Below are 23152 nucleotides of genomic sequence, written 5' to 3'. Positions count from 1 at the left end.
AGTCTAGGGAGAGTGCCTTGAAAATTGCTGTTATCAACACCGGGGGAACCATCAGTTGCGTTGGCTCGCCATTGGCTCCCATGACCAGCAAGGAATTCAAGGCAGCCTGCCAGACCCATCTTGACCCGATCATTCACCAACAGTTTCCGGGTTTGATGCTGGATTACATCACCGACCTCGCCTTCCCCGAAAGCGCCAGCGGCATGCTGGATAGCACCAATCTGCAACCCACAGATTGGTGCCTGATAGCCCGCTACATTCTGGAGCATTACACCGAGGCCGACGGCTGGATTGTGTTGCACGGCACAGACACGCTGGAATTCAGCGGCACAGCGCTTCCCATGCTGCTGTCGCGCTTTGATGCGGATGGCACTATGAGCGCACAATTGAGCAAGCCGGTTATTCTAACTGGTTCGCAAGTGCCGCTGTTTCATTCGCCAGAACCTGGCAACATCTCCGGCGTGAGTTTTCATACCGATGCGTTTGAAAATGTCTGTGGCGCGGTTGCTGCGGCGCGACTTGGCATTCCCGCGGTTTCGGTGTTTTTCGACAATCAGCTGATGCGGGCGTCGCGCGTGGTCAAGGCCAACACCAGCCAGTTTCGCGCCTTTGCATCGCCCAACTTTCCCAATCTCGGCCAATACGGCATCACATTTTCGCTCTCGCCGGAATATATCCCGCCCGGCCCTGTCTCTGAAGCTGTGAGCCTCGACCACCCCGACACCCGCGCCTCAACCCTCGCCCAGCTTGAGGCCATCACCACAGCCATCAATGCGAGGCCGGTGGTGCAGCTCAACGCTTTTCCGGCCAGCTATAATCCCGCAACGGGCGCAGCGATGCTGGCCGATATGATTCGCGCCATCACAGCAAAGGGCATTGGTGGCCTGGTGTTGCAATCCTACGGCGCTGGCAATTTCCCGAGCGGCAATGCCAATACGCCTGAGAAAGGCGCGATCTATCAGGCACTGCATGATGCCAATGCGGCGGGCGTGGTAATTGTTGATAACACCCATGTTCAGCAAGGTGCCGTTGATTACAACGCCTATGCCGCTGGCGCGTGGTTGCCAACCATTGGCGCACTGAACCCCGTGGATATGACACCAAGCGCGTCGCTTGCCAAACTGACAGTGCTGCTGGCGGCACAAAAGTTCAACGGCTGGTCGCTGGAGGATGTGAAATTTCTGATGCAGACGCCTTTGGTGGGCGAAATGGCCGATCTTTCGCGGCTCGATAGCCGTGTGAATGCGACCTTGCTCCCCGGTCAATCGCTCTCCACCTTCAACGGTAGCGCAAGCCTTGTGAACGATCCAGATCAAGGCCCCTTGCTGAAAAACAGCAAAGGCGAGGTGCTTTGGTCTATGGTGTCCGAGCATGAAAGACGCGATCTGCCCGGCACACTGCGGATCAGCGAGACCGGCAATCTTGTTTTCCACAACCGCAACAATCAACGGCTCTGGAGCATTGACACCCATCGCGGTGAAGGTGTTGCGGCACAATTGCGCCTGCGGCAAACGGGCAACGAGATCCGTTTGAGTGTTGACAGCCTCACAGATCAAACGACGCTGTGGAGCATCGGCAAAACTCTTTGATTTTTTAACATCGATAAAAATAAGCTCGGGAGTATATTCAGGTGACTGTTGCCAGCGAAAACACTTTAAAAGCGGATATCCGAAGCGTTGAGCGCAGCCGCGTGCGCATGGACAGCAATGTGCGCTATATGAAGCAGCTCGCCAATTGCCGGATTGTCAACATTTCCCGCAAAGGACTGGCTGTCGAGCTTTACACAGCCTTTCACGCCGCCACCGGCAGCACGATTCAGGTTGAGAATGACGACATCGGCTTGATGGAAGGCATCGTGTGCTGGAACAAGGGCGGCAGGCTTGGCATTCAATTTCGCCAAAACAGCAAATCGGTTGCGCAAGTCACGGCTTACTTTCGGCATTTTCATCACGAAGTTATTCCCGTGCTGAAGTCGTGATGCACAAGACCAACTGATCAATCTTGATTGTTTTCAGGAATTTGCACTTTAGCATCATCAGACTGTCATGATAGGAATGCAACTGATTTGCGATGATAACGCTTGCCAGGAGCCCTTCCATGTCGTCTCTCGTTGACCTGCACCCTATTACCCGTCGATCTTTGCTTGGTGGTTTTGCTGCTGCCAGTGCGCTGGTGGTCTTGCACCCGTTTGCCGCGCGCGCCAACAGCAATCAGGCCCATTTGCGCCTGATGGAAACCACCGATATTCACGTCAACCTGATGCCCTACGACTACTATGCCGATAAGCCAAACGACACGTTGGGGCTGGCGCGCACGGCATCGCTGATTGATTCGATTCGCGCCGAAGCAGGCAATTCCATGCTGATTGACAACGGCGACCTTTTGCAGGGCAGCCCGATGGGCGATTATATGGCCTATAAAAAGGGCATCAAAGCCGGCGATCTGCATCCCGTGATGAAGGCCATGAACGTGCTGGGCTATGAGTGCGGCACGCTAGGCAATCACGAGTTCAACTACGGCCTGGACTTTATGTTCAACACGCTGGCGGCTGCGAAATTCCCCATCGTTTGCGCCAATCTGACCAAGGGCGAGCTGGCCTCGGACCCCAAGAATGATGTGCTTTACTTCAAGCCCTTCACCATCATTGACAAGAAAATCAAGGATGGTGCCGGTGTTGAGAGCACCATCAAGGTTGGCTTTATCGGCTTTGTACCACCGCAGATCATGATGTGGGATGCAGGCCATCTGGAAGGCAAAGCCCAGACCCGCGACATTGTAGAGGCTGCCCGCGCGTGGGTGCCGGTGATGAAAGAGCAGGGTGCTGACATTATCATCGCCCTCTCCCACTCCGGCATTGATGGTGCAAGCCAGACCGACAAAATGGAAAATGCCTCGCTCTATCTCGCAGGCGTTGACGGCATTGACGCGATTTTCACCGGTCACCAGCATCTGGTGTTCCCCGGCCCTAAAACATGGGACGGTATCAAGGGTGCCGATCCGGTTAAAGGCACGCTGATGGGCAAGCCCGCCGTTATGGCTGGCTTCTGGGGCTCGCATATGGGCCTGATTGATCTGATGCTGGAAAAAGACGGCAAAAGCTGGAAGATCGTTGATTTCACTTGCGAAGCCCGGCCGATCTATCACCGCGATGATGCCAAAAAAATCATTGCCGACACCAAAGACGAGCCAAAGATTGTTGCGGCCGTAAAAGACGAGCACGAGGCAACCCTGACCTATGTGCGCACGCCGGTGGGCAAGACCTCGGCACCGCTCTATTCCTATTTCGCTCTGGTGGCCGATGATCCATCGGTGCAAATCGTGTCCAATGCCCAGACCTGGTACATCAAGGACATGTTGAAGGACACGAAGTACAAGGATTATCCGGTTCTCTCGGCTGCGGCCCCCTTCAAGGCCGGTGGACGCGGCGGTGCCGATTATTACACCGATGTTCCAGCGGGCGATATCGCTATCAAGAACGTCTCCGACCTTTATCTTTACCCCAACACCGTGCAGGCTGTGCTGATCACCGGTGCGCAGGTGAAAAACTGGCTGGAAATGTCGGCTGGCATGTTCAATCAGATCAAGCCCGGCTCCAAGGATGAAGCGCTGCTCAATCTGGACTTCCCATCCTATAATTACGACGTGATTGACGGCGTGACCTATGAGATTGATCTGTCGCAGCCCACGAAATATGACAAGGATGGCAAGGCCATCAATCCCGATGCCAACCGCATCAAGAACCTGAGCTTTAACGGCAAGTCCATTGATCCGGCGCAGAAATTCGTGGTTGTCACCAACAATTATCGCGCAGGCGGTGGTGGTCATTTCCCGGAGATTGCCAGCGACAAGGTGATCTTTGTTGGCCCCGACACCAACCGCGACGTGATTGTGCGCTACATCATCTCCAAGGGCACCATTGACCCGGAAGCCGATGGAAACTGGAAATTCGCAGCCTTGCCCGGCACCACAGCCACATTCCAGACTGGCCCCAAAGGCCGGACTTTTGCAGCACAGGTGAAGGGTGCGAAAATTGAAGATGCTGGCAATGGCACGGACGGCTTTGCCAAGTATCGCCTGGTTCTCTGATAAACCGCGATGAAAAAAGCCCGCCGGATTTCACATCCGGCGGGCTTTTTCATCAAAACACTGCCAATATAATTGCACCAGCAGCAATGAGCGTTACTGCGGTCCAATGGACCAGCGACACTTTCTCGCCGAGAAAAACCACGCCAAAAATCACCACCAAGACGATGGATAGTTTATCGACGGGTGCCACTTGCGAGGCATTGCCCAGCTTCAAAGCGCGGTAATAGGCAATCCACGATGCGCCGGTGGCGACGCCTGAAAGTGCCATAAAAATCCATGTCTTGGCATTGATGGAGGCCGGTGCCTGCCATTGCCCGGTGGCTGTGACAATGCCGACCAAAACCACAAAAATAACCACTGTGCGGATCAGTGTGGCGAGATCGGAATTAACACCCGCCACGCCCACTTTGCCAAAGATGGCTGTAAGAGCGGCAAAGCCTGCCGACAGAAAAGCCCAGAACGCCCAATGCTGGGTCATTAAAATTCCACGCCCAATTGCGCTTTGATGCCGGAGCGGAAGGGATGTTTGATCAATTCCATTTCCGTTACCAGATCGGCAATGTCTAACAGCTCTTCCTTGGCGTTGCGGCCGGTGAGAACAACATGGGTCATCGCCGGCTTTTCATCGCGCAAGAATGCGACAACCTCGCCCAAGTCGATGTAGTCGTAGCGAATGGCAATGTTGATTTCGTCGAGCAAGACCATGGAGTTGGATGGATCGCGAATCAGATCCTTGGCCTTTTCCCATGCGGTCTTTGCCATGGCCACATCGCGGGCCTTGTCTTGTGTTTCCCAGGTAAACCCCTCGCCCATTGTGTGAAATTCGCACAGGTCAGAGAAATGCCGCAGAATCAAATCGCGCTCTCCGGTCGACATGGCCCCTTTGATGAACTGCACCACCGCACATTTTTTACCATGGGCAATGTGGCGAAAAATCATGCCGAAGGCTGCCGATGACTTGCCCTTGCCTTTGCCGGTGTGAACAATGATCAAGCCCTTTTCGCCGGTTTTAGTGGCCATGATTTTGTCGCGGGCCGCTTTTTTCTTGGCCATTTTCTCGGCATGGCGGGCAAGATCTTCTGGAGATGTGGGCGTTGCGTCTTCAGTCATGGGTCATCTCCAAAGAATGCAGTTTTGACAGATTGAATTTTGCAGAATTGCTTTTCGGGGTCCAGAGACCACGATCTATGGCTTCCAGCAACCTATCCGACATTTCTTGAAACGCCGCCCGGTTTTTCTCCAGCATAAAATCGCGCACCCGCTCATCCAACACAAAAGCGCGGTAAACCGCTTCAAAATGCGGTTGGCGCACGGCGCCGGTGGTGGCCGAAAAAGCAAACAGGTAATCGACAGTCGCGGCAATTTCAAACGCGCCCTTATAGCCATGGCGCATCACGCCCTCAATCCATTTGGGATTGACGACGCGGGCGCGCACCACGCGGGCGATTTCCTCTTCCAATGTGCGGATAATCGGCTTTTCAGGCCGCGAATGATCGTTGTGGTAGATGGTTGGGCGCGCACCTGAGAGCTGCTCAACCGCTGCCGTCATGCCGCCTTCAAACTGGTAATAATCATCGCTGTCGAGCAGATCGTGCTCGCGATTATCCTGATTTTGCACCACGGCTTCAATGCTTTGCAAACGCTCCTCAAACAGGCCACGCTCATTGAGCCCTTCATCGCCAGCACCATATGCATAAGAGCCCCAGACCAGATAGGCCTCGGCCAGATCGGCGCGGCGCTCCCAGCCTTTTTCGTCAATCAAGGCTTGCAGGCCAGCACCATAAGCGCCGGGCTTGGAGCCAAACACGCGGTATCCGGCGCGACGTTTTGCCTCCTTGGTGGTGAGGCCTTTCGCTTCAAATTGTGCTGTCTCGGCCCGGATACGCGCGGCAATCGGGTTGTCAGCCTCGTCCTCATCCAGCGCACCCACGGCCCGCACAGCCTTATCAACCAGAGTAATTTGCTCTGGAAAAGCATCTCGAAAAAAGCCGGAGATGCGCAAAGTCACATCCACCCGTGGACGACCCAGCTTGGCTTGGGGAATCACTTCATAGCCCGTCACCCTTCGTGAAGCATTGTCCCACAAGGGTTTGACGCCAATCAGCGAAAGCGCTTGAGCAATATCATCACCGCCGGTGCGCATATTGGATGTGCCCCAGGCGGTCAAGCCAAACGATGTTGGCCATTCGCCATGGTCTTGGACATAGCGGGCAATCAAAAGCTCGGCAGATTTTTTGCCAAGCTCATAGGCCGCAGGTGTTGGCACAGCCCTGCAATCGACAGAGTAGAAATTACGCCCGGTTGGCAACACATCGGGCCTTCCGCGCGTGGGTGCACCCGATGGGCCGGGCGGCACAAACTGTCCCGAAAGACCATTGAGCAACCCGGCTATCTCTGCAGGGCCGGATGTGACCACAGCGGGTTTCAGCCGCGCTTCAATCTCATCCAGCACCGCGCGGGTTTTGAGCCAATCCTCAGGACAAGGCATCTCGCCGGAAACGAGCTTTGCGGCAAGCACTTCAATGCGCTCAACTGTATCCCCCTTGATACGCCAAGGTGTGTCGATCAACGCCTTGAGAATAGCCGGTTTTGCACCTGTCCATGGATCAGAAAAGACGCAATCTAGTGGATCAAAGGCGGCAAGCCCGGCATCGATGACAATGGCACGTTGCAAACTGGCATCGCCACCCTGCCCCAGCCCGCGCGGCACCCGCGCCAAAGCCACCACCAGATCTGTCAGCAAACGCCCCTTAGGGGCGACGCCAAAAATATGCAGGCCATCACGGATCTGCATTTCCTTGAGGTCGCAGAGATAGGCATCCAGCTTGGAAAAGGCCATGTCATCGGCATCATCTTTGGCAATGCCTGCGTCCTCATCCAAACCAATATCGGCCACCAGATCGAGAATCTGCTGTTTCAGCAATTTCAACCGCCGCGGATCGCCACCGGCTGCCTGATAATATTCATCCACCAGCGCTTCGAGATCTTTCAAGGGGCCATAGGTTTCGGCCCGTGTGAGCGGCGGTGTCAGATGGTCGATAATCACCGCACTGGTACGGCGCTTGGCCTGCGTGCCCTCGCCCGGATCGTTGACGATGAACGGATAAAGATGCGGCATGGGGCCAAAGATGGCCTCGGGATAACAGCTCTCGGAGAGCGCCAACGCTTTGCCCGGCAGCCATTCGAGATTGCCGTGCTTGCCCATATGAATCACCGCATGCGCTTCAAACGTCTCACGCAAAAAGGCGTAGAAGGCAAAATAACCGTGGGGCGGCACCAGATCGGGCGAGTGATAGCTCTCCTTGGGATCAATATTATAGCCGCGCGCGGGCTGAATACCGACCATGATATTGCCAAAGCGCATCAATGGCAGGGCAAATGCGCCGTTCAGAAAGAAAGGGTCGGTCTCTGCATCACCCCAGCGAGCGGAAACAGCCTGCTGGATCGAAACGGGAAGAGATGCAAAGAAAGCCCGATAATCATCGAGAGAAAGCCGTTCACGGACCACCCGACCATCGGTTGCGGCATTGGTTGGCCCGGCCATCAAGGCATCCATCAAGGCGTCGCCGTTCAAGGGTAAGCCATCAACAACATAGCCTTGTGCCTTCAACGCCCGCAAGACTTCCATGCTACCCGCTGGCGTATCCAGCCCAACGCCATTGCCCAAACGGCCATCACGATTAGGGTAATTGGCCATGATCAGGGCAATGTTGCGCTCAGGCGCTGGCGTTTTGCGAAGCCGCGCCCAGTTGGCGGCAAGCTTTGCCACAAAATCAACCCGACCTTGATCCGGCTCATGACTGACCAGATTGGTCTCCACCCGCGCATCATAGCGGGCCTGCGATTTAAACGATACCGCCCGCGTCAGCACCCGGCCATCCACCTCGGGAAGTGCCACGTTCATGGCCAGATCCCGCGCCGTCAGCCCTTGGGTTGAAGCCTCCCAAGTGGACCGCTGTGACGATGAAAACAGGGTTTGCAGTACCACCGCACCACCCTCGTCCAAGACGGTGGATGGGTTTTCAGAGCCGGGAGCCGAGACGGCAAAGCCGGTGGCGTTCAGCACCACATCGGGCTTGGCTTGGGTGAAAATTGAGCGCAGGGTTTCGACCGAAACCGCATCTTTAAGGCTAGAGACAAAAACGGGGAGCGGGTTGAGCCCCTCAGCTCTGAGCGCGTCTATGAGCGCTTCCACGGGTGCCGTCTCGCCGCTTTGCACCAGAGCGCGGTAGAAGCAGATGGCGGCGGTTGGCCTTCGAGCGAGAATACCCCCCCCCTCTGGCTTGCCAGCCATCTCCCTCTCAGGGGGGGAGATCAGGGATGATGCATCTTGCGCATCTGTATCGACATTCCTTGAGGCTGAAGAGGAATCGAGGGGCTTCGTCGGGCCATTCCCCCCCCTTGAGGGGGAGATGTCCGGCAGGACAGAGGGGGGTAAACCACCAGCCACCAGCTCCGCCCATTGCTCCACACCAATAGCCCCGCGCCCCGGCCACCACAGGCCAGCCTTCAGCAAAGGCATTGCCGGCTGTGGCTTTTCGGAACCCCGCACAATCGCTTCGGCATAAGTGATAAAATTCAGCGCGTTACAATCTCCGCCTTCGATCAAATAGCCCCAAAGCGCTGAAACATCCGCCGCCACGACATTGCAAAATCCATCCAGCCCGGCATCCGGCTTGTCATCGCCGGGGAGCACGACGATGGCGGCGTTTGAGCGCTGCGCGCAAGCAAAAAGCCCTTCCAGCACATAGTGAAAATAGCTTGCCCCACCCAACGCCCGCACTACAATCAATTTCGCATGGCGGGCCGTGCGCTCAATATAGGTGTCCACCGACATGGGGTGTTTCAATGCCATCAGGCTGGCAAGCCGCCAGCGGGTGGACGCCTCGCGCCGCGACAAAGCCGCAGCAAGCGCTGAAAGCTCGGTGTCGGCAGCCGATAAAAACACAATATCTCCCGGCGTTTGGCCAAGGTCTATTGCCTCATCTCCATCCACAATCGAGCCTTGCTGGGCGGCCAGAAGATGCATGGCTTATGCTGCCGCCTGCACGGCTTCCACCACCGCGCCAAAATCCCAATCATGCAGGCCAATGACCACCAAACGGGTCTCGCGCTTTTCACCAGACGCCCAAGGCCGATCGAAATAGGTGTCAATGCGCGAGCCAACGGCCTGAATCACAAGCCGCATCGGCTTGCCGGGTACATCGACAAAACCTTTCAGCCGCAGCACATCATGGGCTTCAATCACCGGCTTCAAGCGATCCACAAAGCCGGATGGGTCTGCAATGCTGCCGAGGTTCAGGGCAAAGCTTTCAAATTCATCATGGTCGTGGTGATGCTCATGCTCAACCCCGCTTTCATGCAGCGCTTCATGCTCCAGTTCGTGGTGGGATTTGCGGTTATCAATATCGGCTTCCGAGCCTGCGCCAAGACCCAGCAACACCATCGAAGGCACTTGCCCGTTTTTGGCCTCCACCATGGTTGGTTTACGGGCGATGCGGCCGGAAATCTCTTCGCGCACGCGGACAATGCCTTGCGCATCCAAAAGGTCGGTTTTGTTAAGCACAATCAAATCAGCGCAGGTGAGCTGATCTTCAAATAACTCCTCAATCGGGCTGTCGTGGTCCAGACTTTCGTCGGCCACGCGCAGCGCATCCACCTTGTCGTGGTCATCAGCAAAACGGCCAGCGGCAACGGCAGCACTATCCACCACCGTAATTACACCATCGACTGTCACACGAGTGCGAATATCTGGCCAGTTGAACGCCGCCACCAGCGGCTGCGGCAAAGCAAGGCCGGAGGTTTCAATGACGATGTGATCGGGCTTGACGTCACGCTCCAGCAAGCGTTGCATCGTCGGCACAAAATCATCGGCCACCGTGCAGCAGATGCAGCCGTTGGTCAGTTCGATAATATCATCCTCGGTGCAGTTTTCCGCACCACAGCCCTTCAGCACATCACCATCAACGCCGAGATCGCCAAATTCATTGATAATCAGGGCAATTTTTTTGCCGCCAGCATTCATCAACATGTTGCGGATAATGGTGGTTTTGCCAGCACCCAGAAAGCCGGTGATGACGGTGGCGGGAATTTTTTGCTGCAACATGCACTTAACCCTTCATTTTCAGCGGCAAGCCAGCCGCAACAAAATAGACTTCTGCGACGTTCGCCGCGATCATTTGATGAAGCCGACCGGCATGGTCGCGAAATTCTCGCGCCATTTTATTGTCTGGCACGATGCCAAGGCCGACCTCGTTGGAAACAAGGATGATGGAGGCCGAAAGTCTCGGCAAAAGGGCTGCAAGGGCCGCACTTTCTGCCGCAATATCTGAAGCCTCTTCCATCATCAGATTGGTAAGCCAAAGTGTGAGGCAATCCACCAGCACCACGCGGCCAGGTGCATCAAGACGCATCAGCGTATCCGTCAGCGCAATCGGCTGTTCATGGGTGGTCCAAAGGGTGCCACGATCATGCTTGTGCGTTGCAATACGCGCACGCATTTCATCATCCCAGGCGCGGCCGGTGGCTATATAATGCCGCTCCAGACCGCTATCAATCGCCAGATTTTCCGCAAAACGGGATTTGCCAGACCGTGCCCCTCCGAGAACGAAGGTGCTTTTCACATTTTGATAGGACATGGCTTAATTGCCACCCGCTGGTGGCGCAAAAAGGCTGCGTGCCCTGACATCGGGCCTGCTTTCCGCCATTTTTCCGCCGAATGTGGAGGAGCCCATTGACATTGGAGCGCTCGACATCGGCGAAGCCTTTGAAGCGGAATCAATTGCGTCAGGAGCACCGCGCGGCCAAACGGCAAAAACCAAGGCCGCGATGGCCAGCGCCAGAAAGCCAGCCACAATGGTGCGCGACGTTGAAAACATCACCACAATACCACTCCCTCTTGCAAGAGGGAGTGGTTTTGCAGGGTGCAATGCACCTCTGTGCGGGGCCAGATGGCTCCGCTTAAAATTTGTTGCGCCACGACAACCTCCGTGCTGGCGTCAGGGATTTCTCCCCCAATTGGGCAAATGCCCGTCACGGACGGCAGGTCTCCTGGCTCACAGTGTCAAACCAACCTAAGAGGTTGGTTCACAGGCTTTCCTCACCTTCCCGGAGCATGGGGCACAAACGAAAAGGCGGACGATTCGTAGATAAAGAGGCGTCCAACCCCGGCAGATCGCTTTGCCACTCCAGTGGCTTTTCCGGCTTTTTTCTTTTTCGCACCGGCCACACCATGTGGCCCGCCGTACCAATCAGTCCAAAGCCGAATGGAAAACCCTCGCTGCTCTACAGTCGCGGGGTCGGCTGCGTTTAGCGTGCCCTGATGGGGTCCACACCTTCGCATTCCCTTTTGCTTTCCGCTCTGAACCTCTTCAAAGCAAAAACCATCCATGTTCATGGTTAGGCGCAAGACAAAAATATGTCAATCTCACACCTGTTCATATCTGCATTCCCATCAGCGGGTGACAGATCCGCTGACGCGGGAAACCCTTATTGCACCGGCGGGCGCTGGAGATAAAACAAGGAGCGAAGACGAGCAGAAACCTCTTCAGCCAGGCTTTCGGCTGCAAGGCTGGCACTGCCAGTCTCGGTCAGCACCTTGAATTCGCCCTGCGCGATCACTTCGCCCGTTTCAACCGACGCTGCCGACACCTTGACCTCAGCTTCATTCTTATTGTTATCCAGCCCAATGGAAATACCAACTTGCTCTAAGCGCACCGTCAGGATAACGCGCGGCAAAAGCTCTGATCTCGCAGTGGCTGCAACCGCATCCGACATGCGCCGCTCAACCCCTTGCACCAAAGGCAAAGGCACTTTCGGACCAGCAACGACCACCACGGCGCGCACATCGTAGAAGAATTTTTTCGGCGCAGGATCGACCACGCGCGACACGCAGCCCGCCAGCAAGAGCACACAAACAACACCAGCCGTAAAACGTAAAAGGCGCGACAGCATAAAACCCCGCAAGCACAAAACTCTGGCAATGAGAACAGAATTTAGCCATTGTTCAGCCCGCAGGAAATGTCAATAACATTGTCGTTATTTAAAAGCGCGCCCTGTAAATCTGCATCGCGGATGTAACAACAAGATGTTGTTAAATATAAATAAAACCCTGCCACGGATCACGCAGCAGGGTTTTAACGGCTTTATCAGCCAAAGTTCATCACTGCACAGTTGATCTCAAAACCAGATGTGCTGCCCGCATATCCACCAATCGCGCATTGCGCCGCGCCTGTGCTTCAGAATCAGTGCCCCAATGTTCATCCGTCCAGTTTTCGTCGAGATGAGCAATATCCCAGCCCTGCTCCAACGAAAGATGACCATCGGCAATAGCAAGCGCCAGAATGGCAGACCCGGTCAGGGACGTCATGACATGCAGGCTGGCGAGCGCGAAGGCATGGTTATAGGAGTTCAATGCCCGACGGAAAACATCTGTGGCCGGTTTTGGCTGCTCCACATGAATAATACCGCTGGTCTGGATGAAGCGTGCACCATGGCGATCGGCAAGCCATGTTAGAATACCGTCCCATTGCGCGCTTTGGCGTGCCACAAGCTCCTGGGGGCCATCGGCGCGATAGCACAGCAGATCAGAGCCGGAAAAGCGGACGATATCGTCCAACACTTCATCCATGCTAACGGCCACCGCATCAAGCGCCGTGTTGACCAAACGGGTGATGGGCATGGTACCGGGATCAATCACCTCCACTTGCGCCTGCCACTCTGCCATGACCAGCTCTGCCGCCGCCTTGGTCGGCAAAACCAGCCCATTGCGCGCAGGCGTTTTCACCGTCTTGCCATCCAGCAGCACGGCAAAACCATCCTCTGCGGGAGCAACAGTGACTTCCGTGTAAAACCGCTTTGGCAGCGGCTTTTTCATCTGGATTTGCGCCCGCCTGATCGGATCAGCATCGCTCAATTCAGGCGTAAGCCCCTCAAAAATATCGCGCATTGTTTCACTCACAGAATATGGTCGAGAAGGTCATGGGGTTGATGAACCACAACATCGGCCCCCGTGGCCACCAATTGCTCCACGCTGGCGCTGCCCCAACTGACGCCGATGGCCTTTGCCCCGGCACTTTTTGCCATTTGCATATCGTAAATGGCATCGCCAATCACAATGGTCTGTTCTGGCCGCAAGCCTGTTTCATCGCAACACTCGGTCACCATGGCGGGATGCGGCTTGGAGGGGCAATCATCCGCCGTGCGCGAGACGATGAAATGCGGACGAAAGCCGTGCACATCAAGAATAGCATCAAGCCCGCGCCGGGATTTTCCGGTCACGGCCCCAATCAAAATCGCTTCTTGCGCTGCCAGCTGCTCAACCACGCCGCGAATACCGTCAAACAACGGAGGCTCGCGATAATCCGGTGCCTGACGCACTTCGGTGAACAATGACTTGTAATAGGCCATCATCGCCAGCGCTTCATCATCCACATGCGGCTTGTTGTCCATGCGGGCAATGGCAATGTCCAAGGTCAAACCCATGATGGATTTGGTTGCCGACAAAGCCGGCTCTGGCTTGTTGAAATGCAAAAACGTGCGCCGCATGGTTTCATGGATGGTGCTGGCGCTATCGACCAGCGTTCCATCGCAATCAAACAGAACAAGCTTCATTCATGATCTCCGCCATTTTCCATATCCAGACCCAGCAGGTTCCACGTTTGCACCATATGCGGCGGCAGGGGCGCGGTGACGCGCAAGCGTCCGCCGCTGGGGTGCGGAATGTCGATATGGCGGGCGTGAAGATGCAGGCGTTTTTGCACACCGCCGGGAAAATCCCAGTTGGGATCATCAACATAATATTTCGGATCGCCAATGATTGGATGGCCGATGTGCAAGGCGTGCACGCGAAGCTGATGGGTGCGGCCCGTGTATGGCTCCATCTCCAGCCAGGCCAGGCTTTGTGCCGCTGTTTCCAGCACGCGATAATAGGAAATGGCATGGTCAGCACCGTCTTCGCCGTGTTTGGCAATCCGCATGCGGTCGCCATCCTCGGTCTGTTCTTTGACCAGCCAGGTGGAAATTTTGTCGTCCTGCTTGCGTGGCACGCCCTTCACCAAGGCCCAATAGGTCTTTTTGGTGTCGCGCTCACGAAAGGCGGCGGTGAGCTTTTGCGCAGCGCCACGGGTGCGGGCAACCACCAAAACGCCAGAGGTGTCGCGGTCAAGCCGGTGCACAAGCCGAGGCTTTTCACCCTTTTTGCTGGTCCATGCTTCCAGCATCTTATCCAGATGGCGGGTCAGGCCTGAACCACCTTGCACGGCCAGACCGGCTGGCTTGTTGAGCACAAAAACCTTGTCGTCTTCATGCAACAGCATTCTAGACAGCAACTCGCCATCGTCGGAATGCTTCAGATCCTTGATGCCGATCGGGCCGGTTTTGACAGCCTTTGCATCAACATCCAAAGGTGGAACCCGCACAACCTGCCCCGGTTGCACGCGGGCATCGGTTTTCACACGGCCACCATCGACGCGCACCTGACCGGAGCGCAGAAGCTTTTGCAAGGGGCCAAAGCCCAGGCCCGGATAGTGGATCTTGAACCAGCGATCGAGGCGCATACCGGCCTCATCCGCATCCACGGTGATATGTTCTATTCCTGCCATAAGGACGTCTTTCGTTCCCTTGGGCGCGAGACGCGCCAGCCTTAAAAATCTGTGCAGCCAAAGCCAAAAACCGCGTAACGCGGTGGCAAACTCTGCTTCTTGGGGTGGCTTTAGCGTATTTTAACGGATGTGGGAAACGGCAGATCGAAAAAAACAGAAGAACAGCTTAAAATATCGCTCGCCCCACGGCCAGACCGCCAAACACGGCAACAATTGCAAGGCACACAGTGGCCAGCGCATAGGCCATGGCCCAAAGCAATTCTCCACGCTCTGCAAGGCGGATCACATCCAGCGAAAACGATGAAAACGTGGTGAAACCACCCATAACACCGGTCACGAGAAACAATTGCATATCGGTTGAGGCATTCAGCTTGCGCGCAATCCACTCCATAAGCAAACCAATGCAGAATGAGCCGACGATATTGACCGTAAATGTGCCCCAAGGCAAAAACGGACCAAACAACCGGATGGTGGCCATGCCGGTGAGATAGCGCAGAACAGATCCAAGCGCTCCGCCAAGTGCCACATATGCCACATGTTCCATTCTGCCTCTTGCATGATCTGTGTGCCGAATCTGATCGGCGCGGCCGTTATTCTGAGGGTAACAATGGTATAGCTCGGCACATTTTGCGAGAGACACTCGCAAATTTCAGGCAATGTTAAGCACGTTCGCCCCAAAATTATGCAAATAAGGCAAAACAATCTAAAATTGGAAATGCGTGTTTAAAGCTTCGTATATTTAAATATGGTGAGATGTCGATGAGCAAATAGATCTGGTGAGCAACATGACCCAAGTGCTGTCGGTTTCGGCCACAACAGCTGGCTACGTAACAGATACGTTGAGACCCGTCCAAAAAGGGACGCGGTCGCCCTATGTTGAGCAAATAAACCAGCAAATCGAAGCAAAGAAAGAGCTCAACAAGGCTGAGGGCATTACCCGCACGGCCATTGCCACATTGAAAGATTCGACCGCCATTGGCCTACATTTCATGAAAGCGGGAGAACACAGACACCCCCGCGCCAGCTTGGAAGAAACCAGACAGGCCTATCGCGATGCCGAAGATCTGGCGGATGAGCAGGCTGAATAATCCAACCTGCTCATGCTCTTCATTATTTGCGCTTTGTTATTTGCTCCCCGCCGCCAAGACCGGCAATAACATCTCGACCTTGCCCGCCTTTTCAAACGTCAGCGTCACAGGCACTTTCTCACCAGCGGCAAACGGCTTTTTCACGCCCATGAACATCAGGTGATAGCCACCGGGTTGCATTTCCAGCCGACCACCGGCCTTGACGTCCAGCCCACCATCCACTTTGCGCATTTTCATGATATTGTTGGTCATCGACATTTCGTGCATCTCAACTTTATCGGCATCCGATGATGAAACCGACACCAGTTTATCATCGGCAGCACCCGTATTATCAATTGTGACATAACCGCCGCCCACTGGCTGGCCCGGCAACATTGCCTTTACAAAACCCGCAGACAATTTCAGTGCACCGACATTGGCTGTGCTGGAATCGGCTGGTGGCTGCGTGGCTTCCATCATGGCCGCATGATCATGACTATTGCCCGCCATCACCATTCCAGCATGTGGATCATCGCCTGCCGCGACAATTGTCAACGTGGGGGCCGGGTGTTTTAAGCTATGCGCATCAACACCCGCTGCGGGAATTTCATCCCAAGCAACCTTTGCATCTGCACCGCACAGCTGAGTGACCGCAAAGGGCAGCTTTGTGCCGGGTGCCACACCCGTCACTTTGCCATAAATGACAAAGGTATCATAAAACGCATCGGGCAAATCGCCACCGGTCCAACGCACTTCAACCGGACCTTCGGTCAGTTGCGAGCCGTGGTTTTCATAGGATTTCTGGTATTTGCCCGCGATCACCTCCAGCTTCCAGCCCGCTTTTGGCTTTGGCTTGGCGGCGATAAAGCCTTCTGGCAATTTGACAAAAACGTCAGTGGTGGCGCGGCCGTCGCATCCATGTGGCACTTGCAGGGTAGCCACCACATAGCCTTCGGCCTTGGCGTCCTTATTGGCAAACGAGGCATGGGCAAAAGCCGATGTGGATGCAACAGCCAGCGCAAAGGCTGCTGATGACAACAGAATGATAGATTTCACGGAATGTCTCCCGGCGAACCAAGCTGTCGGTTCGCGATCAAATTGCTTGATAAAAGTGGAAATTCAGCAATTCAGGGAAAACCGGCGGCCCTCGAGACCGTGCCAGAGGCGCAAGATGCCCGGCCAGTGTTGCAGCGGAAGAAACCCATGGCCGAGATAGGCTTGCGAAATGGCCCAACAGCCATTCATCACTCTGCGGTGCAGGCAAAACCATAGAGGCGCAAACAATGCAAGCCTCGCACAATGGGTTGGCTGCTGGGTATTTAATGCCTTTTTCGGCAACACAAAGATCGGCATAGCTTCCGTCTGGCAGTTGCAGCGCGGCGGCCTCAATCGGGGCTGCGTAGAGTTGTGGTGCCTTATGGGCAAAGCTCAGGCATAAAAGCGCAATCACGCACAAAGCGCGGATCATAAGCTTCAATGCTGATCGCGATGTGCTCATGCTTTTCTTCATCCCCCAGAGGGGAAGCTATTCAAATTTTTGTGAAATGCAAGTGCGCTCATGCGGCGAGGATCGCAAAATGCACCTTGAGAGTACAACGATTTCGTCCCGCCCCTTTTTGGGGGCGACAAATATTTAGCTGATAACGACCAAGCCCTCTTGCCAACGCGTGGGGCCTGAAGATAATGGCTTTATGACCTTGTTGGGAGAATCCGGTTTAATCCGGTGCCGAAGGAGCAACCGCCCCGGAAACTCTCAGGCAAACGGACCACAAGGGGTAGACTGCACTCTGGAGAAAAGCCTTGCGTTGATATGCATGGGCCGCGCCGAAGGGATAACAATCTCAGGCAAAAGGACAGAGGGGGCTCATGAACCGGCATAGCTGTGCCTAATTTTGAGCCTATGTGCGCATGCGCATGACAGTGGAGACGCCTCTTGGACGACCATCTCGCCCTTAAACGCACCCCTCTTTATGATCTTCACATTGCCCTTGGTGCCCGCATGGTGCCCTTTGCTGGCTATGACATGCCGGTGCAATATCCCGCTGGCGTTTTGAAAGAACATTTGCACACCCGCGCCAGCGCAGGCCTGTTTGATGTCTCCCACATGGGTCAAGTGCTGCTTAAGCCAAAATCCGGCAAGGTGGACGATGCGGCTCTCGCCCTTGAAACGCTGGTGCCGGTGGACATTCTGGCGCTGAAAGAAGGCCGCCAGCGCTATGGTTTTTTCACCAATGCTGACGGCGGCATTCTCGATGATCTGATGATCACCAATCGCGGTGATCATTTGTTTGTGGTGGTTAATGCCGCCTGCAAAGAGAACGATATTGCCCATATGCGCGCCCATCTCAGCGAGGCTTGCACCATTGGGGTTTTGGAAGACAGAGCTTTGCTCGCCTTGCAAGGCCCGCGCGCAGAAGCGGTTTTGGCAGAGCTTTGGGCTGGTGTATCTGGCATGAAATTCATGGATGTGCGCGAAATTCCGCTCCTCGATACACTCTGCATCGTTTCCCGCTCCGGCTATTCCGGCGAAGATGGTTTTGAAATCTCTGTGCCCGCTGACAAGGCAGAGGCTTTGGCCAAGGCGCTTTTGGACCACCCGGATTGTCAGCCGATTGGCCTTGGTGCGCGCGATTCGCTGCGGCTGGAAGCGGGCCTTTGCCTCTATGGCAACGATATTGATACCACCACCAGCCCGGTGGAAGGCGCGATTGAATGGGCCATACAAAAGGCTAGACGCGCAGGCGGCGACCGTGAAGGCGGCTTTCCCGGCTCAGCGCGTATTCTGTCTGAACTGGCAAACGGCCCTACCCGCCGCCGCGTTGGCTTGAAGCCGGAGGGCAAAGCGCCCGTGCGCGGCCATGCCAAGCTTTTTGCCGATGCCGATGGCAAGGTGGAGATTGGCGAAGTCACCTCTGGCGGCTTTGGCCCCACAGTCGAAGGCCCTGTTGCCATGGGCTATGTCCATGCAGATCACGCAGCCGTCGGCACGCAAGCTTATGCGGAAGTGCGCGGCAAGTTTCTGCCTGTGACAGTTTCGGCCCTGCCCTTCATTACACCAACGTACAAACGCTGATTGGTAAGGGATAAGCGAGGATTTACCCCGCTCTGCTCTGCCATTTCCTCCTCCATCCCAGCTCCCGAAAAGGATCTCCCATGTTGAAATTCACCTCTGAACATGAATGGCTGCAAATTGAAGGCGATATCGCCATTGTTGGCATTACCGCGCACGCTGCCGAACAGCTTGGCGATCTGGTGTTTGTCGAATTGCCAGAAGTTGGTGCCACATTTGCAAAAGACGCTCAGGCAGCAACCGTTGAAAGCGTGAAGGCGGCCTCTGATGTCTATTGTCCGCTCGATGGCGAGATCACCGAGATCAATCAGGCGATTGTGGATGATCCATCGCTGGTCAATTCTGACCCGCGTGGCGCTGGCTGGTTCTTCAAACTGAAGCTTGCCAATGTTGCCGACGCACAGAGCCTGCTTGACGAAGCCGCCTACAATGAGCTGATCGCATGACAACGCCAACAGAATTTCAGTTTACCGACTACCAGCCTTACGATTTTGCCAATCGCCGCCATATTGGCCCATCGCCTGCCGAGATGGATGCGATGCTGAAAGTGGTTGGTTATGACAGCCTTGACGGCCTGATTGCGGCCACGGTGCCAAGCTCTATCCGCCAGACCATTCCACTGGTTTGGGGTGCGGCTATGAGCGAGCGCGAAGCGCTGGACAAGCTGCGCGAGACCGCCAACAAAAACAAGGCGCTGACCTCGCTGATTGGTCAGGGCTATTACGGCACCATCACCCCGCCGGTCATCCAGCGCAACATTCTGGAAAACCCGGCGTGGTACACGGCCTATACGCCTTACCAGCCGGAAATTTCCCAAGGGCGCCTGGAAGCACTGTTGAACTTCCAGACCATGGTGTGTGACCTTACCGGTCTTGATGTTGCCAATGCATCCTTGCTGGACGAAGCAACGGCTGCGGCCGAAGCCATGGCCATGGCGGAGCGCGTATCCAAATCCAAGGCGAAAGCCTTCTTTGTGGATGCAAATTGCCACCCACAGACCATTGCCGTTATCCAGACCCGCGCCGAGCCTCTGGGCTGGCAGGTGGTGGTCGGCAATCCCTTTGCCGATCTCAACCCCGGCGAGGTATTTGGCGCACTATTTCAATATCCCGGCACCCATGGCCATGTCAGCGATTTTACCCCGCTGATCAACGCGCTCCACAATGCGCAGGCGATTGCCACTGTGGCTGCTGATCCCATGGCGCTGCTTTTGCTGAAATCCCCCGGCGAAATGGGCGCTGACATTGCCATCGGCTCCACCCAGCGCTTTGGCGTGCCGGTGGGTTATGGCGGCCCGCACGCCGCCTATATGGCGGTAAAAGATGCCATCAAGCGTTCCATGCCGGGCCGTTTGGTCGGCGTGTCGGTGGATTCGCGCGGCAACCGTGCCTACCGCCTCAGCTTGCAAACCCGCGAGCAACATATTCGCCGCGAAAAGGCCACGTCCAACATCTGCACAGCCCAGGTGCTGCTGGCGGTGATGGCCTCAATGTACGCGGTGTTTCATGGTCCGCAAGGCCTGAAGGCCATTGCACAGCAGGTGCATCAAAAAACCGTTCTGCTGGCCAAGGGCCTGGAAAAGCTTGGCTTTACCATTGAGCCTGAGACATTCTTCGACACCATTACGCTCGAAGTCGGCCATATGCAGGGCCTCATCCTGCGTGCAGCCGTGGCAGAAGGCATCAACCTACGCAAAGTGGGCGAGACCAAGATTGGCATTTCGCTGGATGAGCGCACAAGGCCTGCTACCGTCGAAGCGGTTTGGCGTGCATTTGGCGGCAATTTCGCGGTGGCCGACTTCTCGCCAGATTATCGCTTGCCGAAAGGACTGCTGCGCACCAGCGCCTACCTGACGCACCCGATCTTCCACATGAACCGCGCGGAAAGCGAAATGACCCGCTACATCCGCCGTCTGTCGGATCGCGATCTGGCGCTGGACAGGGCCATGATTCCGCTTGGCTCATGCACCATGAAGCTGAACGCAACCGCTGAAATGCTGCCGATCACCTGGCCGGAATTTTCCGACATTCATCCCTTTGCACCCACCGATCAAGCGCTGGGCTATAAGGAAATGATCGACGATCTGTCGGAAAAGCTCTGCGCCGTCACCGGCTATGATGCGATTTCGATGCAGCCAAACTCTGGTGCGCAAGGCGAATATGCGGGCTTGCTGACCATTCGCAATTACCACATAGCCAATGGCGACGCGCATCGTACTGTTTGCCTCATTCCAACATCGGCCCATGGTACCAACCCGGCATCGGCGCAGATGGCGGGCATGTTGGTGGTGCCGGTGAAGGCGCTGGACAATGGCGACGTGGATCTCGATGATTTTCGCGCCAAGGCCAGTCAGCACGCCGAAAACCTGTCTTGCTGCATGATCACCTACCCTTCCACTCACGGCGTGTTTGAAGAGACGGTGCGGGAAATTTGCGAGATCACCCATGCCCACGGCGGGCAGGTCTATCTCGATGGTGCCAATATGAATGCCATGGTCGGCATCTCTCGCCCCGGCGATATTGGCTCGGATGTATCCCACCTCAATCTGCACAAAACCTTCTGCATCCCGCACGGTGGTGGTGGTCCCGGCATGGGGCCGATTGGCGTTAAAGCCCACCTCGCCGCTTACCTGCCCGGCCATATCGAAATCGACGGTCGCCCCGGCGCGGTATCCGCCGCGCCTTACGGCTCGCCTTCGATTTTGCCAATCAGCTGGTCTTATTGCCTGATGATGGGCGGCGAAGGCCTGACGCAGGCGACGAAAGTGGCGATCTTGAACGCCAACTACATCGCCGCCCGCCTGACCGGTGCCTATGATGTGCTCTACACCTCTGCCAATGGCCGGGTGGCGCATGAATGCATCATCGATACCCGTCCGCTGGTGGATAGCGCCGGTGTGACTGTCGATGACGTGGCCAAGCGGTTGATCGATTGTGGTTTCCACGCGCCAACGATGAGCTGGCCAGTGGCAGGAACGTTGATGATCGAGCCAACCGAGTCGGAAACCAAAGCCGAGCTGGACCGCTTCTGCACCGCCATGTTGGCGATTCGCGAGGAAGCCCGCGACATCGAACAAGGCCGGATGGACAAGACCAACAACCCGTTGAAAAACGCACCGCATACGGTGGAAGATCTGGTTGGCGAGTGGGATCGTCCCTATAGCCGCGATCAGGCCTGCTATCCACCGGGCGCGTTCCGCGTGGACAAATACTGGTCTTCCGTCAACCGTGTCGACAACGTCTACGGCGACCGCAATCTGGTGTGCTCCTGCCCACCGATGACCGATTATGCCGAGGCTTCCGAGTAATCAGCCGTTACAAAATTTTCTCTCCCCGTTTGGGGAGAGAAACAGTTTGCAGAGCCGTGCTTTTTGAAAACACACGGCTCTGTTATACTTTACATTCACATTTGGAAAACGGCTGTATCAGTTTATAACATCTCATCCATCACTCAAACAAATCTGTTCATCGCAAATCTTGAGAATTTTCTAATAGAATACATGTAACAAACGCAAACTTGGATAATGAGGAGCGTTGGCATGAGTATCTCTGGTATCACAAACACAGCCACCTTAGGCATGTTGGCGCAACAAAAACGTGTGGCCAATATTGCCAGTAATGTCGCCAATGTTGATACCCCCGGCTACAGACGCCTCAATACCAATCTGAATGCAACCACACCTGCTGGCGTATCCGTCACCACGACGGTTTCAGAGACACCAAAAGCAGCACCTGACACATCCAATGTTGACCTGCTTGACGAGATGACAGGCTTGATTGGCTCCGAACACGCCTTTGCTGCCAATGCTAAAGTGTTTGAGACTGGTGCTGATATGTGGGACATGCTGATGAGCATCAAGAAAGACTAAACCAGCACAATCTTCCGCGACATCGCAGTACCTCAAAGCCATATTTCAAAGAGATAAGCTATTTCGGCGTGTTGGCGAAACGTGCTGTTGCGGCCCTTCATAGGTTCGATAAAGCACACCGCGCAATAGATTCTTGTTCGTTATATCGAACCAAATCGTCCCGCATTTTTCGCGTTTCAGTTTATCTTTTCGGAAAAAACGGATTCGGCATTTCCATGCCAAACGCTACAGCGTTCTATATCTGCTGCACAATTTTCGCCTTAAATCGATTTAGATGTCAGAAATTATTCAGTAAAAAGCCGAGGAAGGACTGCTACAGCATGTCGCGTTCAACTGGTCTCAGTTGAACGATAACGTACATGCTCAAAAATAAAGATAAAGCGCGGCTCCGCTGAATCCGATAAAACGCGCCGCGCTTTAGGACAATCCTTGCACATCGCCAGCTCCGCCAGTCGAGCGC

21 protein-coding genes and 2 riboswitches are annotated in these 23152 nt (G+C 55.4%); of the genes, 8 read left to right on the top strand and 13 right to left on the bottom strand.

The window, feature by feature from the left end; all coding sequences use genetic code 11:
- Positions 1-17 precede the first annotated feature (17 nt).
- The 3 genes from BJF95_RS17780 (at position 18) to BJF95_RS17770 (ending at position 4086) form a co-directional block, all read left to right on the top strand.
- Positions 18-1589, top strand: a complete 1572-nt coding sequence (locus tag BJF95_RS17780; protein WP_075640762.1) for an asparaginase domain-containing protein — start codon at positions 18-20, stop codon at positions 1587-1589.
- Positions 1590-1630: 41 nt separating this feature from the next.
- Positions 1631-1978 (top strand): PilZ domain-containing protein, encoded by a 348-nt coding sequence (locus tag BJF95_RS17775; RefSeq protein WP_245297360.1) that lies wholly within the window; start codon positions 1631-1633, stop codon positions 1976-1978.
- A 119-nt stretch (positions 1979-2097) separates the two neighbouring features.
- The gene (locus BJF95_RS17770) at positions 2098-4086 is read left to right on the top strand and encodes a bifunctional 2',3'-cyclic-nucleotide 2'-phosphodiesterase/3'-nucleotidase (protein WP_075640761.1); all 1989 of its coding nucleotides are present in this window, start codon (positions 2098-2100) and stop codon (positions 4084-4086) included.
- 52 nt (positions 4087-4138) lie between these two features.
- On the opposite strand, the gene BJF95_RS17765 is transcribed toward BJF95_RS17770, so the two are convergent.
- From BJF95_RS17765 to crcB, 11 genes are all read right to left on the bottom strand, one after another.
- Positions 4139-4564 carry an EamA family transporter gene (locus BJF95_RS17765; protein ID WP_075640760.1) on the bottom strand — a complete coding sequence of 142 codons (426 nt, stop codon included), beginning with the start codon at positions 4562-4564 and terminating at the stop codon, positions 4139-4141.
- Complete coding sequence (gene cobO, locus BJF95_RS17760) at positions 4564-5196, bottom strand: cob(I)yrinic acid a,c-diamide adenosyltransferase (RefSeq protein WP_075640759.1); 633 nt, start codon at positions 5194-5196, stop codon at positions 4564-4566. Before cobO ends, BJF95_RS17765 begins: the two co-directional genes overlap by 1 nt.
- The gene (gene cobN / locus BJF95_RS17755; protein ID WP_075640758.1) at positions 5189-9115 is read right to left on the bottom strand and encodes a cobaltochelatase subunit CobN; all 3927 of its coding nucleotides are present in this window, start codon (positions 9113-9115) and stop codon (positions 5189-5191) included. The genes cobO and cobN overlap by 8 nt, the downstream gene beginning before the upstream one ends.
- Before the next feature lie 3 nt (positions 9116-9118).
- Positions 9119-10192, bottom strand: a complete 1074-nt coding sequence (cobW, locus tag BJF95_RS17750) for a cobalamin biosynthesis protein CobW (protein WP_075640757.1) — start codon at positions 10190-10192, stop codon at positions 9119-9121.
- Positions 10193-10196: 4 nt separating this feature from the next.
- Complete coding sequence (gene cobU, locus BJF95_RS17745; RefSeq protein ID WP_075640756.1) at positions 10197-10724, bottom strand: bifunctional adenosylcobinamide kinase/adenosylcobinamide-phosphate guanylyltransferase; 528 nt, start codon at positions 10722-10724, stop codon at positions 10197-10199.
- 3 nt (positions 10725-10727) lie between these two features.
- A complete protein-coding gene (locus BJF95_RS17740; protein WP_139317554.1) occupies positions 10728-10970 on the bottom strand; it encodes a hypothetical protein in 243 nt (80 codons plus the stop codon).
- A gap of 139 nt (positions 10971-11109) precedes the next feature.
- Positions 11110-11488: riboswitch (cobalamin riboswitch) on the bottom strand.
- Positions 11489-11574: 86 nt separating this feature from the next.
- Positions 11575-12039: a hypothetical protein gene (locus tag BJF95_RS17735; protein ID WP_075640754.1), complete on the bottom strand. Its 465-nt coding sequence runs from the start codon at positions 12037-12039 to the stop codon at positions 11575-11577.
- 208 nt (positions 12040-12247) lie between these two features.
- Positions 12248-13033: an ATP12 family chaperone protein gene (locus BJF95_RS17730; RefSeq protein WP_075640753.1), complete on the bottom strand. Its 786-nt coding sequence runs from the start codon at positions 13031-13033 to the stop codon at positions 12248-12250.
- Between the two features lie 8 nt (positions 13034-13041).
- A complete protein-coding gene (locus tag BJF95_RS17725; RefSeq protein WP_075640752.1) occupies positions 13042-13698 on the bottom strand; it encodes an HAD-IA family hydrolase in 657 nt (218 codons plus the stop codon).
- Positions 13695-14687: an RluA family pseudouridine synthase gene (locus BJF95_RS17720; RefSeq protein ID WP_075640751.1), complete on the bottom strand. Its 993-nt coding sequence runs from the start codon at positions 14685-14687 to the stop codon at positions 13695-13697. Before BJF95_RS17720 ends, BJF95_RS17725 begins: the two co-directional genes overlap by 4 nt.
- Before the next feature lie 166 nt (positions 14688-14853).
- Entirely contained in the window at positions 14854-15231 is a 378-nt protein-coding gene (crcB, locus tag BJF95_RS17715) for a fluoride efflux transporter CrcB (protein ID WP_075640750.1), read from the bottom strand.
- A 241-nt stretch (positions 15232-15472) separates the two neighbouring features.
- Between crcB and BJF95_RS17710 the strand changes: the two genes are divergently transcribed.
- Positions 15473-15775, top strand: coding sequence for a hypothetical protein (locus BJF95_RS17710; RefSeq protein WP_075640749.1), 303 nt, complete (start codon positions 15473-15475; stop codon positions 15773-15775).
- Between the two features lie 36 nt (positions 15776-15811).
- Here BJF95_RS17710 and BJF95_RS17705 read toward each other — a convergent pair whose 3' ends face one another.
- Together BJF95_RS17705 and BJF95_RS17700 are read right to left on the bottom strand one after the other, a co-directional pair.
- Positions 15812-16810: a copper chaperone PCu(A)C domain-containing protein gene (locus tag BJF95_RS17705; protein WP_075640748.1), complete on the bottom strand. Its 999-nt coding sequence runs from the start codon at positions 16808-16810 to the stop codon at positions 15812-15814.
- A gap of 37 nt (positions 16811-16847) precedes the next feature.
- Positions 16848-17252, bottom strand: a complete 405-nt coding sequence (locus tag BJF95_RS17700; protein ID WP_075640747.1) for a hypothetical protein — start codon at positions 17250-17252, stop codon at positions 16848-16850.
- Between the two features lie 193 nt (positions 17253-17445).
- A riboswitch (glycine riboswitch) is annotated at positions 17446-17533 on the top strand.
- Between the two features lie 154 nt (positions 17534-17687).
- On the opposite strand from BJF95_RS17700, the gene gcvT reads away from it, so the two are divergent.
- The 4 genes from gcvT to BJF95_RS17680 all read left to right on the top strand — a co-directional run bounded on the left by gcvT (position 17688) and on the right by BJF95_RS17680 (position 22692).
- A complete protein-coding gene (gene gcvT, locus BJF95_RS17695) occupies positions 17688-18827 on the top strand; it encodes a glycine cleavage system aminomethyltransferase GcvT (RefSeq protein ID WP_075640746.1) in 1140 nt (379 codons plus the stop codon).
- 80 nt (positions 18828-18907) lie between these two features.
- Positions 18908-19270 (top strand): glycine cleavage system protein GcvH, encoded by a 363-nt coding sequence (gene gcvH / locus BJF95_RS17690; RefSeq protein ID WP_075640745.1) that lies wholly within the window; start codon positions 18908-18910, stop codon positions 19268-19270.
- Positions 19267-22131, top strand: a complete 2865-nt coding sequence (gene gcvP / locus BJF95_RS17685; protein WP_075640744.1) for an aminomethyl-transferring glycine dehydrogenase — start codon at positions 19267-19269, stop codon at positions 22129-22131. The genes gcvH and gcvP overlap by 4 nt, the downstream gene beginning before the upstream one ends.
- Positions 22132-22362: 231 nt before the next feature.
- Complete coding sequence (locus BJF95_RS17680; RefSeq protein ID WP_075640743.1) at positions 22363-22692, top strand: flagellar basal body rod C-terminal domain-containing protein; 330 nt, start codon at positions 22363-22365, stop codon at positions 22690-22692.
- Positions 22693-23152: the final 460 nt, after the last annotated feature.

Origin of the sequence: Rhizobium oryziradicis (assembly GCF_001939045.1) — a bacterium.
GTDB classification, from domain to species: domain Bacteria; phylum Pseudomonadota; class Alphaproteobacteria; order Rhizobiales; family Rhizobiaceae; genus Allorhizobium; species Allorhizobium oryziradicis.
This window is presented reverse-complemented; position numbering and strand designations above follow the sequence as displayed.

What these genes read in the sequence shown, in the direction of transcription:
- BJF95_RS17700 (WP_075640747.1), bottom strand. Translation starts at nt 17,252, where the DNA reads ATGAGCACATCGCGATCAGCATTGAAGCTTATGATCCGCGCTTTGTGC.
- BJF95_RS17720 (WP_075640751.1), bottom strand. Translation starts at nt 14,687, where the DNA reads ATGGCAGGAATAGAACATATCACCGTGGATGCGGATGAGGCCGGTATG.
- gcvH (WP_075640745.1), top strand. Translation starts at nt 18,908, where the DNA reads ATGTTGAAATTCACCTCTGAACATGAATGGCTGCAAATTGAAGGCGAT.
- BJF95_RS17680 (WP_075640743.1), top strand. Translation starts at nt 22,363, where the DNA reads ATGAGTATCTCTGGTATCACAAACACAGCCACCTTAGGCATGTTGGCG.
- BJF95_RS17710 (WP_075640749.1), top strand. Translation starts at nt 15,473, where the DNA reads ATGACCCAAGTGCTGTCGGTTTCGGCCACAACAGCTGGCTACGTAACA.
- BJF95_RS17730 (WP_075640753.1), bottom strand. Translation starts at nt 13,033, where the DNA reads ATGCGCGATATTTTTGAGGGGCTTACGCCTGAATTGAGCGATGCTGAT.
- cobN (WP_075640758.1), bottom strand. Translation starts at nt 9,115, where the DNA reads ATGCATCTTCTGGCCGCCCAGCAAGGCTCGATTGTGGATGGAGATGAG.
- crcB (WP_075640750.1), bottom strand. Translation starts at nt 15,231, where the DNA reads ATGGAACATGTGGCATATGTGGCACTTGGCGGAGCGCTTGGATCTGTT.
- BJF95_RS17725 (WP_075640752.1), bottom strand. Translation starts at nt 13,698, where the DNA reads ATGAAGCTTGTTCTGTTTGATTGCGATGGAACGCTGGTCGATAGCGCC.
- cobW (WP_075640757.1), bottom strand. Translation starts at nt 10,192, where the DNA reads ATGTTGCAGCAAAAAATTCCCGCCACCGTCATCACCGGCTTTCTGGGT.
- cobO (WP_075640759.1), bottom strand. Translation starts at nt 5,196, where the DNA reads ATGACTGAAGACGCAACGCCCACATCTCCAGAAGATCTTGCCCGCCAT.
- BJF95_RS17735 (WP_075640754.1), bottom strand. Translation starts at nt 12,039, where the DNA reads ATGCTGTCGCGCCTTTTACGTTTTACGGCTGGTGTTGTTTGTGTGCTC.
- BJF95_RS17765 (WP_075640760.1), bottom strand. Translation starts at nt 4,564, where the DNA reads ATGACCCAGCATTGGGCGTTCTGGGCTTTTCTGTCGGCAGGCTTTGCC.
- BJF95_RS17770 (WP_075640761.1), top strand. Translation starts at nt 2,098, where the DNA reads ATGTCGTCTCTCGTTGACCTGCACCCTATTACCCGTCGATCTTTGCTT.
- cobU (WP_075640756.1), bottom strand. Translation starts at nt 10,724, where the DNA reads ATGTCCTATCAAAATGTGAAAAGCACCTTCGTTCTCGGAGGGGCACGG.
- gcvP (WP_075640744.1), top strand. Translation starts at nt 19,267, where the DNA reads ATGACAACGCCAACAGAATTTCAGTTTACCGACTACCAGCCTTACGAT.